This window comes from Oceanobacillus sp. HCA-5259, assembly GCF_037892815.1.
Lineage (GTDB): Bacteria > Bacillota > Bacilli > Bacillales > Amphibacillaceae > Oceanobacillus > Oceanobacillus indicireducens.
Genome location: NZ_JBBKBV010000042.1, coordinates 1 through 14,409 on the forward strand (window position 1 = coordinate 1; position 14,409 = coordinate 14,409).

At 33.5% G+C, this 14,409-nt stretch carries 15 protein-coding genes and 4 pseudogenes; 10 read left to right on the plus strand and 9 right to left on the minus strand.

What is annotated here, in order from left to right:
- The 5 genes from WKU33_RS16565 to WKU33_RS16585 form a co-directional block, all read right to left on the minus strand.
- On the minus strand, window positions 1-813 hold an 813-nt coding region (locus WKU33_RS16565), incomplete at its 3' end, for a sensor histidine kinase (protein ID WP_340455637.1).
- Complete coding sequence (locus WKU33_RS16570; RefSeq protein ID WP_340455639.1) at window positions 806-1,516, minus strand: response regulator transcription factor; 711 nt, start codon at window positions 1,514-1,516, stop codon at window positions 806-808. The genes WKU33_RS16570 and WKU33_RS16565, both read right to left, overlap by 8 nt.
- Window positions 1,517-1,622: 106 nt before the next feature.
- Window positions 1,623-2,288, minus strand: a complete 666-nt coding sequence (locus WKU33_RS16575; protein ID WP_340455641.1) for a stage II sporulation protein M — start codon at window positions 2,286-2,288, stop codon at window positions 1,623-1,625.
- 78 nt (window positions 2,289-2,366) lie between these two features.
- Complete coding sequence (locus WKU33_RS16580) at window positions 2,367-2,648, minus strand: hypothetical protein (protein ID WP_340455643.1); 282 nt, start codon at window positions 2,646-2,648, stop codon at window positions 2,367-2,369.
- Window positions 2,648-2,965, minus strand: coding sequence for a DUF2089 family protein (locus tag WKU33_RS16585; protein WP_445321709.1), 318 nt, complete (start codon window positions 2,963-2,965; stop codon window positions 2,648-2,650). Before WKU33_RS16585 ends, WKU33_RS16580 begins: the two co-directional genes overlap by 1 nt.
- Window positions 2,966-3,299: 334 nt before the next feature.
- Between WKU33_RS16585 and WKU33_RS16590 the strand changes: the two genes are divergently transcribed.
- The 3 genes and pseudogenes from WKU33_RS16590 to WKU33_RS16600 all read left to right on the plus strand — a co-directional run bounded on the left by WKU33_RS16590 (window position 3,300) and on the right by WKU33_RS16600 (window position 5,875).
- Complete coding sequence (locus WKU33_RS16590) at window positions 3,300-3,917, plus strand: undecaprenyl-diphosphatase (RefSeq protein WP_340455646.1); 618 nt, start codon at window positions 3,300-3,302, stop codon at window positions 3,915-3,917.
- A 355-nt stretch (window positions 3,918-4,272) separates the two neighbouring features.
- Window positions 4,273-5,171 (plus strand): annotated as a pseudogene (locus tag WKU33_RS16595) (IS1/IS1595 family N-terminal zinc-binding domain-containing protein).
- Window positions 5,172-5,308: 137 nt separating this feature from the next.
- Window positions 5,309-5,875 carry a GNAT family N-acetyltransferase gene (locus WKU33_RS16600; RefSeq protein WP_092598688.1) on the plus strand — a complete coding sequence of 189 codons (567 nt, stop codon included), beginning with the start codon at window positions 5,309-5,311 and terminating at the stop codon, window positions 5,873-5,875.
- Between the two features lie 162 nt (window positions 5,876-6,037).
- Here the strand turns inward: WKU33_RS16600 and pdxR are convergent, their stop codons facing one another.
- Window positions 6,038-7,453, minus strand: coding sequence for a MocR-like pyridoxine biosynthesis transcription factor PdxR (gene pdxR / locus WKU33_RS16605; RefSeq protein WP_092598685.1), 1,416 nt, complete (start codon window positions 7,451-7,453; stop codon window positions 6,038-6,040).
- Window positions 7,454-7,568: 115 nt separating this feature from the next.
- Between pdxR and WKU33_RS16610 the strand changes: the two are divergent.
- Window positions 7,569-7,895 (plus strand): annotated as a pseudogene (locus tag WKU33_RS16610) (proline dehydrogenase family protein); the annotation flags it as partial.
- A gap of 86 nt (window positions 7,896-7,981) precedes the next feature.
- On the opposite strand, the pseudogene WKU33_RS16615 reads toward WKU33_RS16610, so the two are convergent.
- Window positions 7,982-8,338 (minus strand): annotated as a pseudogene (locus WKU33_RS16615) (proline dehydrogenase family protein); the annotation flags it as partial.
- On the opposite strand from WKU33_RS16615, the pseudogene WKU33_RS16620 reads away from it, so the two are divergent.
- The 6 genes and pseudogenes from WKU33_RS16620 to WKU33_RS16645 form a co-directional block, all read left to right on the plus strand.
- Window positions 8,339-8,521 (plus strand): annotated as a pseudogene (locus WKU33_RS16620) (proline dehydrogenase family protein); the annotation flags it as partial.
- A gap of 462 nt (window positions 8,522-8,983) precedes the next feature.
- A complete protein-coding gene (locus WKU33_RS16625; RefSeq protein WP_092598680.1) occupies window positions 8,984-9,559 on the plus strand; it encodes a CPBP family intramembrane glutamic endopeptidase in 576 nt (191 codons plus the stop codon).
- A gap of 710 nt (window positions 9,560-10,269) precedes the next feature.
- On the plus strand, window positions 10,270-10,704 hold the full coding sequence (locus tag WKU33_RS16630) for an RNA polymerase sigma factor (protein WP_092598677.1): 435 nt from the start codon (window positions 10,270-10,272) through the stop codon (window positions 10,702-10,704).
- A complete protein-coding gene (locus WKU33_RS16635) occupies window positions 10,697-10,942 on the plus strand; it encodes a helix-turn-helix domain-containing protein (RefSeq protein ID WP_445321710.1) in 246 nt (81 codons plus the stop codon). Before WKU33_RS16630 ends, WKU33_RS16635 begins: the two co-directional genes overlap by 8 nt.
- 547 nt (window positions 10,943-11,489) lie before the next feature.
- Window positions 11,490-11,639: a hypothetical protein gene (locus tag WKU33_RS16640; protein ID WP_223805894.1), complete on the plus strand. Its 150-nt coding sequence runs from the start codon at window positions 11,490-11,492 to the stop codon at window positions 11,637-11,639.
- Between the two features lie 41 nt (window positions 11,640-11,680).
- Window positions 11,681-12,682, plus strand: coding sequence for an MFS transporter (locus WKU33_RS16645; RefSeq protein WP_218122157.1), 1,002 nt, complete (start codon window positions 11,681-11,683; stop codon window positions 12,680-12,682).
- Window positions 12,683-13,457: 775 nt separating this feature from the next.
- On the opposite strand, the gene WKU33_RS16650 is transcribed toward WKU33_RS16645, so the two are convergent.
- A complete protein-coding gene (locus WKU33_RS16650) occupies window positions 13,458-13,628 on the minus strand; it encodes a hypothetical protein (protein WP_340455653.1) in 171 nt (56 codons plus the stop codon).
- Window positions 13,625-14,404 carry a Qat anti-phage system associated protein QatB gene (gene qatB, locus WKU33_RS16655; protein WP_340455655.1) on the minus strand — a complete coding sequence of 260 codons (780 nt, stop codon included), beginning with the start codon at window positions 14,402-14,404 and terminating at the stop codon, window positions 13,625-13,627. The genes WKU33_RS16650 and qatB overlap by 4 nt, the downstream gene beginning before the upstream one ends.
- Window positions 14,405-14,409 lie beyond the last annotated feature (5 nt).

The window sequence follows — 14,409 nt, forward strand, 5'->3', positions numbered from 1 at the left end:
TCCTTTATCCCATATGTCTAGTTGATAAGAGTGAGGAGTTTCTATCATATCAATTCCTATCACTTTCCCTTTTTTCCCATGCTGAATCACATTCTTTATCATATTATTTATGACTCTCGTGATGCTCAATTTGTCGGCAAGGATATTACATTTTGTTTCCGGAATTGTAACCTCTAGATTCATTCCCTCTTTTTGAATTACTGGTAAAAATTCAATCAATGACTCCCTAACAGCTTCCGAGAAATCAAGATATTCTTCCTTCATCGGAATTTCATCTGCATCAAGCTTAGCTAAATTGAAAATTTCTTCAATCAATTCTTTTAAGCCATTTGCTTTCTTTGTAATAATATCAAAATATTCTTGTTTCTCTTGTTCTGAAACTGCTATATTATCTTTTAATGCATCTATATAGCCGATAATGGAAGTAAGGGGTGTTCGAATATCATGTGAAATGCTAGATAGAAGTCTTTTTCTTGATATTTGGCTTTTAATTGATTGGATTTGAACCTTTTCAAGTTGTTGAATTAATTCGTTAATGGAAAAGACTAACTGATTAAATAAGGGATCACCGTTGGTAAATAGCCTTGTATTCAAGTTTCCGCTATTTGCTCGCCTTAACTGCTTAATTGTATGCTTTAAACTTTTCCGATCATTGAGTTTTTTTGCAAAAAGAATGACTGTTATTAAAAAAAGTGCAATGAACAATGCCCATTCTAAAAAGGTTAAAGGATGAGTATCGATATTTATCAACAATAGGATTTTAAGGATGATAAATTGAAGCAATAGTAAAATGATCATTTTATCTTTATTCATCTTTCTCACCAGTAAACTTGTAGCCTATTCCCCAAACAGTTTGTATATATTTTGGGTTAGAAGGATCATCTTCAATTTTTTTTCTAAGTTTCCTTATATGAACCATGACTGTGTTATCATCCTCAATATAATGATCTCCCCATGCATTGCGAAATAATTGTGCCTTCGTAAACACCTGTTCTGGATGGGAAACAAAGAACTTTAATAATTTAAGCTCTTTTGCTGTTAGCGAAATTTCTTTTTCGTCTTTTGTAACCGTGTACGTTTTTAAGTTTATCGTTAAACCTTTAAGTTTAATGATGGATTTATCTTCATGATTTTGTTCGCTCCCTAGTATTAAATACCGTCTCATATGAGCTTTAATTCTAGCGATGAATTCATTCATACTAAACGGCTTAGTAATATAATCATCGGCCCCAATTGTCAGTCCTAAAATTTTGTCAACCTCTGTATCTTTAGCTGTTAGCATCAATATCGGAACATTCGTTTGATCTCGAAGTTTTCTACATACTTCTACACCATCTATTTTAGGCATCATAATATCTAAAATGATCAGGTTATATTTATTTTGAGCAAATAAGTTTAGCGCTTCCTCTCCGTTAACTGCTACATCTACTTTATATAACTCTCTTTCAAGATACTTTTTTAATAAATTTCTTATTTCTTTTTCATCATCTGCTACAAGTACTCGAACGTCCTCCATTTTTTTCACCTGCTTTTTTAAAATTTAAACTAGCTCAATTGAAACTTCGGAAGCTCCATCGTCAAAAATAGGTAACAACTAGGCTCAATCTAAGCTTTAAAGTTATCTAATTACTGAAATTGACTATTATATTTAATAAAAATTTCGATATAAATCCTTCGATAAAAGCAGCTATAAAAATACAAGGAGTTATGACTAATATGAATGCAATAAAAGCTTCTTTTAAATGTCTGCGGAATGAAGGAGTTATTTTTTTAACCTTTCGAAATAAATTTGTTAGTCTTCCAATAATAACTTTATTAATCGAACTTCCATAACAAGCAGCAAGAATAAATGTCGTAAGTTCCAAAATAGCATGCGGAAGAAAACCTAATCCGAATGTATAGAGAACATTTAAATTAACCTGTTGAACAAGATATAATGTGACACCAATCATAGCACTTGTTGAAATAAGTGGTAGTGTGTATAAATATCGAATGGGAATAAAAGCAAGAATCAAAATTTGTAAGCAAACTAACCAATTATTCTTAAACAGAAAAAAAGTAGATCTCCAATACCCCTCTCCACTGACATCATCTTTTAAATTTTCATCTAAACCTAAAATAAGCTCTTTAATATTTGGATTTGTTAACACTGTGATAAGATAAGCAATGATAAAGATGATGAAATAAAATAACCAATATTTCCAAAAAGATTTCTTTAAATGAAACCATGCATTTTTCCAAGTCTTTATTATCGTTTTTTTTATATTATCGACATTTGCCTTATTCATTATCTATTCCTTCCATTAGCGAAGCCTTATTTCTATGTTCTTTTTAGTTGAATATAAAAACTGACTAAGTCTATAACATTAAATATCTTGTAATTCTATTTTTTCCAATTCCTTTTTTCTTTTCTTTTTCAGATAATCTCTACCATTAATCCAGACACTTAATAAAAAAGCCAATCCTCCAACACCAGCTAATATAAGGGCCAGTGTATTTTCTTCACCAAATTTCTTAAAAAACCACCCAACTATAAAGACTAGATACAGAACAGGTAAGATAGCTCCCCAATAAACATATTTCCTTCTTGATAAATAAAATTGAACTCCGATAACCAAAATTGCAATAATCCATCCAATCACAGGCATTAAGTATCCACCCTTTCAGATTTATATTTTTCAATAATTAATTTCGCAACTTCTAAGCTGATACGTTCATCAATAACCAAATTTTTAATCATACTGACAAACTCAACATCTTCTTTTTTACTATTAAGCTCAATTTTTTTTATAAGATTATCCAGTTTTGTTCTTACTGTCGGATAAGACACTCCGTATATTTTGGAAATTTCCTTTAACGAGCCGGAATTTAAAATAAATTTCCTAATAAATTCAAGCGACTCTTTATCTAAAGCCAGAATCCATTCTGGTACATCATCACGGTTCAACTGTTCCCCTCCTCTCATTAATAATATTAAAATGTTTTTTAACTTTATTCAAGTATTTTTAAAAAAGTTAAAACGCCCCTCAAAAAAACAGTGAAAGAGAATAATTAAGCTATTTAGTCTTCGTACATCCATTACGTCAAGTTCTCCTTTTAAAATTTGCCTGAACTATTATTAAGAAATGGTTAAGAAATGATTAAGAGGCTGTTAAAAAGTAATGCCTATAATAAAAAGCGAGGATAAGACATCTTGAAAAAAATTTAATTTTTTTTGCTTACTAATTGGGTTACTCTAAACGATACGATCGGTTTGTCATTTCATCGGTTACAAACACTATAGAAGAGGAGAAGTCAAAATGTCCGTTTCACAAATGAATATTGACGTATTTTGGATGATTAATAACTTAGGAAATCAATATTCTTTCCTTAATCCGATTGCAATCTTTTTTGCGGAATATATGTTGTATATTCTTGCTTTAGGCATGGTTATTTATTGGTTTACTCGAACTAAACAAAACAGAATGATGATCATTCAGGCAGTTATTGCATTTATATTTGCTGAAATCGCAGGAAAAATAGCCGGCTTATTTTATTCTCATCATCAGCCATTCGCTGAACTGCCAAATGCAAATCAACTAATCGACCATGCGATTGATAACTCATTTCCAAGTGACCATACAATTCTGTTTTTTTCTATCTGTTTTTCAATTTGGTTAGTGCGCAAAAAAGAAGGATGGTTGTGGCTTGTAATTGCATGCTTTGTAGGTATTTTTCGAATAATGGTAGGAGTTCACTATCCTGTTGATATCATATTCGGAGCTCTTTTTGGAACAACTTCAGCCATTTTAAGCTACTGGATTGCTCCAAAACTTACTTTCTTAAAAAGTTTGCTTAACGTATATGAAAAGGTGGAGAACTTTTTTCTCCCTGCCAAATATAAATCTTATACAAAAGATAAGTACAAAAATTTTTAGTATACCTGTGAGGCGGGCGATTAAAGTGCACCGAAAGCCGAAAATGATCAATAGTGATCAAGGTAAAATAATTGGGTTATTCCCATTATCTTATTAGTTATATTAGTTGAACAACGAAATCCGCTTTACTATTTTGGAGTTCTAATATTTTTTCCCTTTGTGATTTATGAAGCAAAACAACTTGATTTTTCATCTGTAAATTTATTTTGATTGGATGATGAATATTTTATATTTTGGAATCGTAGTAACTGTATTTTCTATTCTGTTAGGCTCTGTTAAATCTTGTTGTTGTTTATTTGTTTTTTTGGAACGTACGATCTATAACGGTGCATAAATAACAAGGTTGGTGATGTTTATGAAAGTAAATGATATTCTAAAAGCAATCAAAAACTGAATCCAGTGGAAAAACATCGATTACGGGAGTTTTTAATTGATAAACTACTGCATCATCTTCAACAGGAACTGTACTACAAGAGATATCTGAACGTAAAAACAAAAGTGGCTATCGTTGTCCTGACTGTGAATTAGAACATATTGTTCGTTTTGGAAAGTATTCAACCATTGTTGAGGGTGAAGAAGTTAAAAAACAACGCTATCGCTGTAAAGCCTGTATACTAACGTTTACAGACCTAACCGATACTGTTCTATACCGAACTCGTCGTCTTAATCAATGGATTATATTTATAGAGTGTATGATAGAAGGATATTCTCTTCGTAAGTCTGCGGATTTAATGATAATGTTACTCACGTTATATTATTCTACTGGAGACACAAATTACTATCCTCATTAAGACAAATAGAAATATCTAATTTCGAAGGTATTGTGGAAATGGACGAAACCTATTTTCTGTATTCTGAAAAAGATCAAAAGAATATTAAGGGTAGAAAACCTCGTAAGCGTGGTGGTGCAGCAAAGAAACGAGCTATAACCAAAGGGCATTTGGACAAAGCTATTGGGCATAAACTTTCAAAAGAGAATGTATTATGTACCTATGCTTGGCATGCCTTTAAAACATATGCCGATGAAAAAGGTATGGAAATTTATCAATTCAAAGCTGCTGAAAAAGTTTGTACAAAGGGTCTTTATCACATTTAGAACGTCAACAATTATCACGGAAGATTAAAAGGAAGGATACAACGGTTTAACGTTGTAGCGACCAAATATTTAAACAATTATCTTGCTTGGTTTCAAGTATTAGAAGCATTTAGCACCAGAGAAATGAAGTCACTATGAAGGACTTGATAATTATGTGAAGTCTAATACAAAATACAATAACCTATGATACGATTAGATTAAGTAAATTTACAACATAAAATTATTTTTTCTTCAACAAATACGTCCTTAACTAAACAATACTGACTGAATAAATAACATTTAGGAGGGATTTAATATGATCGAAGTAGAAGCATTTCCCGTGCTTGAAACCGAAAGATTGATTTTAAGACAGGTAACCAAAAACGATGCGAACAGCCTGCTAACGTATTTGTCTGATATTGATGTAATGAAGTACGTTGGATTAGAACCATTTAAGTCCATTGATGACGCCTTGGATGAGATTTCGTGGTATAAGTCAATTTTTGAAAAGGGGACAGGGATTAGGTGGGGAATTTCATTAAAGGGGCAAGAGGAGATAATCGGTAGTTGCGGTTTTCTTAATAGGGTTGCAGAGCATTATCGTGCTGAAATTGGGTTTGAGTTAAGTAAGAAGCATTGGGGGAAAGGAATAGCAACTGAGGCTATTAAGCATGTTATTTGTTATGGATTTGAACAGTTGAATTTACAACGGATAGAAGCCTTAATAGAGCCCCCTAATATACCATCACAAAAAGTAGTTGAACGGCAGGGGTTTATAAGAGAAGGACTCTTGAGGAGCTATGAGTATACTTGCGGTAAATTCGATGATTTATATATGTATTCAATTCTAAAACAAGATTATCAAGAACGCTATAATGTGTAATGGAACTTCCAAGTTCTAACTTTTTTTGTGACATCAACATTAAACTTTAACTGAGCCTTCTGTTAAGATGTGTTAGTGGCTATTCCAAGGTAGAGTTAAGGTAGAAAATGCGTAAAACGACTTAAACAACCGGTGTTCCTTTTTAATAAGGAACTAACCGGTTTACTTGAAGGGTGCGATATCATAAAGTGCCTGCTGTAATTTATTGATGCCCTCTTCAATTTCTTCATTGTCAAGATGTCCATAACCCAAAATAATTTGGTTAGAATGTGCTCCTTTTCTAATTGCATGATCTTCTACTAGATATATTTTAACTCCATATTGTTCAATTTTTTCAAGCAATTCTTTCGAAAATTGTTGTTCCTTAAATTCAACAATAAGGTGCAAGCCAGTTGAATCACCAAAGATATCCACTTTATTCGAAAATCTTGATTGCAGACAATTAATTAGAAAGTCTCGCCGATTTCTATATATTTTCTTCATTTTTGCAATATGCCGCTCCAAATGGCCTTCTTGAATAAAACGTGTGAGGATAAGCTGCTCTAAAGGAGGAGTATGTAAATCGGAAAACCATTTTAGTGTCCGGCATTTTTCAATTAATTCTGTGGGGAGAATTAAATAGCCCATTCTAAGGGCAGGCGATAATATTTTACTAAACGAACCAATGTATAGCACACGTTCGGGTTCTAATCCCTGTAACGAACTAATAGGTGATCCTTCATACCGAAATTCACTGTCATAATCATCCTCAATGAGATAACAATTTGTTTTCCTTGAATAGTTTATTAGTTGAATTCGCCTTTGAATTGGTAGTATTCCTCCCAAAGGGAATTGGTGGGAAGGAGTCACATAGATGAATCTGGGATCTACGTCTAACGGCAATAGGGATGTTTTCATTCCGTCTTTATCAACAGGTATCGGATATATCCGCGCGCCCGCCGATTTAAATATCATTTGAATATCAACGGTGATAGGATCCTCCATTATAACTTCATCATTAGCAGATACGAGCAATCTGGAAACAAGCGTCATTGCCTGGGTTGCACCAGAAGTAATCACAATTTGATTCGGATGGCAGACAACACCCCTGGTTTTCAGTAAATACCCTGATAATGCCTGCCTTAACTCAGGACGCCCTTCAGGAATATCATATCCTAATACAGATGGGGATGAATCATTCCAGATTGTATAAGATAACTTGGCCCATGTTTTTCTTGGAAATAAATCCAATGCAGGGATCCCTGAACGGAAATCAATGATGTTCTCATCCTTTTTATTATTTTCATTCCAATGAAAAGATTGTATTGCGGAGGCATTTTTATGTTTTTCTAAAAAAGCACCAGAAGCAACATAGGTTCCAGAACCTCTTTGTGCAACTAGGAAACCCTCTGCCAATAACTGATCGTAAGCCTCTAAAATTACGTTTCGGGACACATTTAATTCAGACGACAATTCGCGACTTGATGGAAGTTTTTCATTTGCTTTTAATTGTCCGTTTAATATTCGTTTTCGTATTTGTTGATAAACTTGCCTAATTAATGGTATATCCAGCGAGCGATCAATGGGAATCCAAAGCATAGTTACATTCTCCTTCGTTAAAGTGGTACCATGAAAATTAACCATAAGTGGTACTAATATAAACCATTTTATCATGATATAGTTGATTCAAATAGTGAAGAGGAGATGTAAAATAATGAAAAACCTTGAATTTCAAGTTGCTCAAGCACTCAAATCGATTGCGCGAAATCAACAAATTAAATCTTTTATTCAACAATCTAGTGAACTCTATCCATTATTATTAAAGGTTGCCAAACGGTTTGTTGCAGGGGAAAAGAAACAAGAAGGAATTGAGATAGCAAATGAGCTCATTTCAAAAGGGTATTTTGTTTCACTTGAATACATAGGAGAAAATACAACCAATTTAGAGGAATGTATAAAAGCTAAAGACGAATTTTTAAGTCTTATAGAGGAAATGGGTTCTATCTCCATGAAGTATAGAAATGCTTTACGGCATATAGGCGAACCATCCAGTATCAATTGCTACACATGATGAAGTTCTTGTTCAAGAAATACAACAACGTCAGTATTTGGATTATCCTAATGTAGAATTAATTCTTCTACAAATTCAAGATAACGGTGATTTAATTCCATTGATCTTGGCATGGCTATTTCAGCAGATTCTTGATAAGCTCCTTTTACAGCTCGTATTCTCCCAGGATAATGAATGAGCTCCTGAAAATCATTCCTGGATCTATATAAGTGTGCCTGAAGCGTTATTCCTACATTTGGATACTGCTCAGTTGTTTTTTTATAAATATCAAGAATAGCATCCGTTTTTGATGATTCCTCCATACTAATCATAACTGTTATTTCGTACTGTTTTGCTTTCTTAGCGATCTCAAGTAAATGATCAAAAGCTAAATCTGGATTTACAGATAATCCAATATGTGAGAGATCAAGTGAATACGGTCGGATTTGTTAAGAGATTTAAAAAACAACGAGCACAACTGCAAGGTATACCTAACTTACGGACAAGAGTGGTACCTGTATTTGTGTCATCGAATCGCTGAATATCCGGAAAATTTATATTTTGCGGTAACAGATATGATTTGTTCATCCTTAACAAAGAGAAGTGGCCTTTATTAAAAATATGCTCTGTTAACTTTTAATGTGGCTCCCCATTAAAAGTTGTTGATTATGTAGTTGGCTATGCGATACCAATGGTAAACCGTTGGCTGTTTCACAAGCAATTTTTTGTTATTTGGTAACATTGGCTGTAGGTTTATCTACTGAATGGACAGACCTTTTTAAAAGATTCAAGGCATTGGAACAATTTACATTTTCTTAGTTTCATTTTTAAGTGAGGCATGGATAGATTTAACGCTTTTGGGTAAGACAATTGAAAAAGCTTCCAATTTCTTACCTTTTGTTCACGCAACAATTGGATATGCAGTTTTATCGTTAATTATTGCTATATTGGCTTTCATTAGGATCTGTAAAAGATGAGAAAAAAGGGAGGAGTTACTGATATTATCTAAAGTAAATAAGAATTACATTTGGGCGTATTTTATATTATTCTACGCTTTATGGTGTATTAGAGAATTATGGTTGGTTCAGTATTTAGATTTGATGGATTCTGTTCCTAGGGCTATAATATCAGCTACTATTAAAATGATTATTTGGGTTATTCCCGTTATCTTATTAGTTAAATTGGTAGAAAAAAGTAATCCGTCTTCTTATTTAGGATTACGCCATAACTTTAGGAAAGGCATAAAATGGGCAGGATGGATATCCTTAGTCTTTATAACCTATTTTATCATTTTAAACCTTATAGTTTTAAAAAATGACATCGATTTTCATATAGGATTTAATGAATGGCTTAATACCATTCTATTAGTTGGCATAATTGAAGAAATTGTTTTCAGGGGCTTTTTGTTAAGAAAGTTTATGGAGTTATCTAGCTTCTGGAAAGCAAATACAATTACATCATTACTCTTTGTATCGATTCATTTTCCTATTTGGTTTTATAAAGGGTTGTTCGAATTTCCTTATATTATAAGTTCCATAGTAGTAGCTTTTGTTTTGAGTATTATATTTGGATTAATATATAAGAAAACTAACTCGCTTTGGTCAGTAATTATTATTCACTCTTTGTATAATTTATTAGTGTCACTCTTCTACTAAAGAAGAGGTACTTGAGCTGGATTTGATTTGATACGAAGAAGTCCGCCCATTAGCGTGTAAATACCCTTCCTAGGGGAACGTAATCGTAGATCAGGTTTAAAAACTTAATTGGTCATCTTATCTTGAAGATGATGGAAAAAATTCTGGGACAAAATCCACAATCCACTTTCTCTATTATTGGAGCGATAAGTAATAAAATGCGTTTTGATCTTTTGAGCATACAACATATATCTTCACACACTAATACAACCTAAAAACCGTTGTTTGTTAGGAGTGCAAAAACTATATAGATAGTTATAATATCGAACGGCGGTTTTGAAAATAAGAAAATTCAAAGCCGCCGTTTTTCTAAAAAATAGAATTACGGAAGGTGTATTAAGTTCGCTCTTTTTTAGGACACGGCGGTATGAAGGAGGTTATCGCCGTGTTTATTTATGTTTACTCTGATTGGATTTCACACGACATATCAAGAAACGTCTTGAAGTGTTATGGGATTATTGTGGCTGTAATGTGCAAACATACAATTTCCAATAAAATATATCAACTTTTACGCCCAGCTGGCTTATGTTCAGTTGGGTTTTTTTGCGTTTAATAAGATTTTTTTTTCAAAAATATTGCTTCTATTTTTGGCATTTAGAAAAAACGCTTGTTGAGGGCTATGAAGGGGGAAATCATCACCCGCCTTTGCGGTTGCGAAGGGAGGTGAACAAATGGAACCTACTCGTACCCAATGGCAAGTACGCTGCGCTTTTAATGGCTTTTGCAAAAGGGTGTTAAAGAATGAAGCAATTAATGCCTACAACCAGCGGCGACAACGACAGTCACGAGAAATGACCTTTTCCGATCTCACGCCACAGGAAGAAAATCAACTCTATACCTTAGATAAGCATTATGAGGGTGAGAAAACACAAGGTTTTCAACTGGCAGGAAAGAGAATTACCCCGAAACTACTTGCAAAAGCGATGCATACTTTGCCAAAAGAAAAGCGTAAGACCGTTCTGCTTTACTACTTCTTTGACAAATCAGATGTAGAAATAGCTAAACTACTCGGCATTCCACGTAGTACCGTTCAGTATAGACGGACAAGCTCGTTTGAACTATTAAAACGATTTTTAGAGGAGCGTGCAGATGAATGGGATGATTAATTCTAATGTTGAAAACAACGAGCGTGGTTTATTACCATACCTAATTATTTTAGCTGCAAATAAGGGTGAGCCAGAAGCAATGAAAGTAGTTATTCTGCATTATGGAAGCTACATGACAAGTTTGTCGATGCGTAAACTTTATGACGAACAAGGAAATACGTATTGGGGCATTGATGAAGATACACGTGATCGTTTACGTTCGAAGCTTATGCAAGCTATTTTAGCTTTCAAGATTTGATTATATGGTTAGGTTTTCCCTTTTCAGTTTAGATTTAATAGGTAAAAACATTCTGTATCATAAAAGTGTTTTTCAAGATATATTAAGATACAGAATTCAGAATGCTGACAAACTGTAAACGTAAACCACTTACTAACGATTTTTTTCTTAATAAGTAAAGAATCAGTTGAAAAAATATAAAGTCATGGTATGATTATACAAAATTCTTATATCCCAAAAGAGATGTAGAGAAATAAGTACAAGAACTCCTACACATAGAGAACAAGATATTTGATAAAACTTTTTAAAATCTCTTGTACGATGTTATCTCGGAACTGTTGAAAGAAACCGAATGAAATTGGTTGGATATGTAGTTTCAAACGGGCACGCCCGTTAAAGTGTTAAAAGTAAATAGGTTTTACTTTGTAAGGCTAGAATCGAGAGATTCTAAACAAATGAGGGTAGTACCGCAGAAAACATATCTTTCGTCCCTTGGATATAGCATATACTGCTTTAATCAAGGGACGAAAGTTTTTTTGTTAATTTTATGTAGAGGGGAACAGAGCCAATGAGTCGTTTTCAGCAACAAGCACAGATTAGTCCGAGACTTACCCTTTTAATGGCAGTTTCATGTGGACTAACGATTGCAAATTTATACTACAATCAACCTTTATTAGCTGAAATCGGGCGAACCTTTAACGTTGATGATCAGCAATAGGAATTATTTCTACATATACTCAAATTGGTTTTGCAATCGGAATGTTTACATTTATCCCCCTTGGCGATATTTATGAAAAGAAAAAATTGATCCTTTCTCTTCTGTTTGCAGTTGGACTGGCTCTGATCTTTTTAGCGACTGCCCAAAATCTGTACAGTGTGTATATAGCCAGCTTTATGGTTGGCTTTACTACAGTGTCTCCACAAATTATTGTGCCGTTTGCGGCAGAACTTGCATCTCCATATCAACGAGGGAAAGTAATTGGAAGTGTGATGAGTGGTCTCTTAATTGGTATCTTGCTGGCAATAGCAGTGGCTGGTTTTATCGGAGAGTTATTTAGCTGGCGCGTTATGTTTGGTTTTGCATCTTTGCTGATGTTTCTATTGACTTATGTTTTGTACCGCTATTTGCCTACACTTAAGCCTAAGGTGAAATTATCCTATTTGGAATTACTGCGTTCTATCAAAAAATTGATTGTACAAGAGCGTACACTTCGTGAAGCAGCCTTGATAAGTGCATTGATGTTTGGCTCGTTCAGTGCCTTTTGGACGACGCTAACTTTCTTTTTAGAAGGTCCACATTATCAGTATGGTAGTTCCATGGTCGGGGTGTTTAGCTTGATTGGTGTGGTCGGAGTTGTGACAACGTCTGTGGTCGGTAAATTAAGCGATCGATTCAGTTCCCAAATGATAGTCGGTTTGATGACCGTAATCGTATTGTTGTCGTACGTATTATTTGGATTGTTTGGAACCTGGCATTTGGGGCTAATTATTGGAATTGTTCTGTTAGATTTGGGTTATCAGGGTACCCATATCTCAAATCAGACTCGCATTTATAGTTTGTCTGCTGAAGCAAAAGGTAGATTGAACACTGTATATATGGTTAGTTCATTCATAGGGGGAGCTCTTGGCTCAGCAGTTGGTGTAGCAGCATGGGAACGTTGGGGATGGCTGGGCATATGTGTGATCGGTGGAAGTATGGCTACAGTAGCATTCTTAGTATGGTTGTGGCATTATTTATTAAAACAAAAAAGAACCAGATAATATATTCATTGATTAATTGGTGTATGAAGAAAATAAATCTTTGATGTATCTGCACATTTGTAATGTTATGAGAGATTGTCCAAAAAGTCCAGTATAATAATAATTCGAAATAGCCAAAAAATTTGTTGTCTTGGATTTTATTGTTCAAGCCGTATATATGTTCAGTCCCGTGCAAATACAAAATTAAAGTTAGTATCCAAATTATTAATTTATAAAGATTAAAAAGAGTAAAAATAAAGGGATCTTAGTCTTTCAATTTTTGTAATGCCTTTAATATAACTCTGCATCATCTCGTTTCACGAATATAAATTGCAAATAGCCATACAGATATTTTTTTGTTTCTCTTTCATTCATACGAATACGTTATTTGTATCCATTTGTTTAGTAGATAAAAAGATGTCAACTATAAAGGAAAAGTTGACATTTTCATAAACTGCTTCAAACCTTTGTTCCTATTGGGTTTTTAGCTCTTTTTTTCTGTTTTTTAATGTTTTTCTACCCCCCTGTTAGATACGGGGGGTTAAAGCGTGGCTATCGCCACGCAGGCTTCGCCCAAAACAGCGGTTTTCGCTTCGCACACCGCTGCCTTGGGCAGCCTTTAGCCTTTGGTTAATACAGTGACATGTGCAAGCATAAAAGCAGCTTTATTGTAATCATTCATCTAGTTTTTTCGGCTAATATCAAATATGCATTTGAAGCATAATTCTTTTAATTAAATACTATAAGATTAAATTTTGTACAAATCCCACTTGAATACTGCCTATGAATGTTTATTTTATAAGGTTTTTTCATGTTTTCTTATGTCAACATGTTGAAGCTCCAATTTTTTATTCCAAAATGTATATGTAAATCTATTATTATGATTTATTTGGTATTCAATGTACTTTTCATCTACTGTAAAGTTATCTTCTTCATTAATTTTAAAAATAATGTTTACTCGGTTCATATATACACCTCCAGTACTTCATAGCATTCTATATAAATTTCGCTTATAATTGAATCAATACTAGATTCGTTATAATTTAACTCATTGAATGAGACCTTATTTAATTTAACATTAACCGACTCCTTAATATATTCCTCCAATTCTCTTTCCTTTTCTAAAGCCGTATGAGAATCCTCTGCGTACTTTTCAAATCTACTCTGCAAGTCATTAAGCATTTTTTCAAAAATATAATTACTTACAAACAAGGACATAACTTCATTGAACATTTCATCATTCATATTATCTAGAGAGTTTATATCCATATTATTTTCAGTAATATACTCATATAATTGTGATAAGGCCTGTATTGTAGCATTTTTAGCAACAATATCTTCTTTTGTATTAGATCTAGGAGAAATTACATTAACCATTTCTGATATTAAAGCTTCAGCACTTTTTCCTTTGTACTCTATCTTTAATCTTTCTAGTGTTTTAATTATACCTTCGGATACAATACCAGAAAGAAGCTGTCCTAATCGTATACTTGAACCCCTACCAGAAACAGCCCTATTCGCCGAAGCCCTTGCTCCACCCGACGCTTTAACATAATTCCTTAAAACCCTACCTTGGTTTTTTATCGTTCCTGTTATATATTGCGAAATCACTTTCTTAGTTTCCTGCCAAGATCCTTCTAATTCCTGATCATCTACGTTCATAAATTCCTCATATTCATCTTCAAAACCTTCAGGTAATAGCGGATTATCCATTGGTCCATTATAAATACTTGAAGTCCCCATCTACC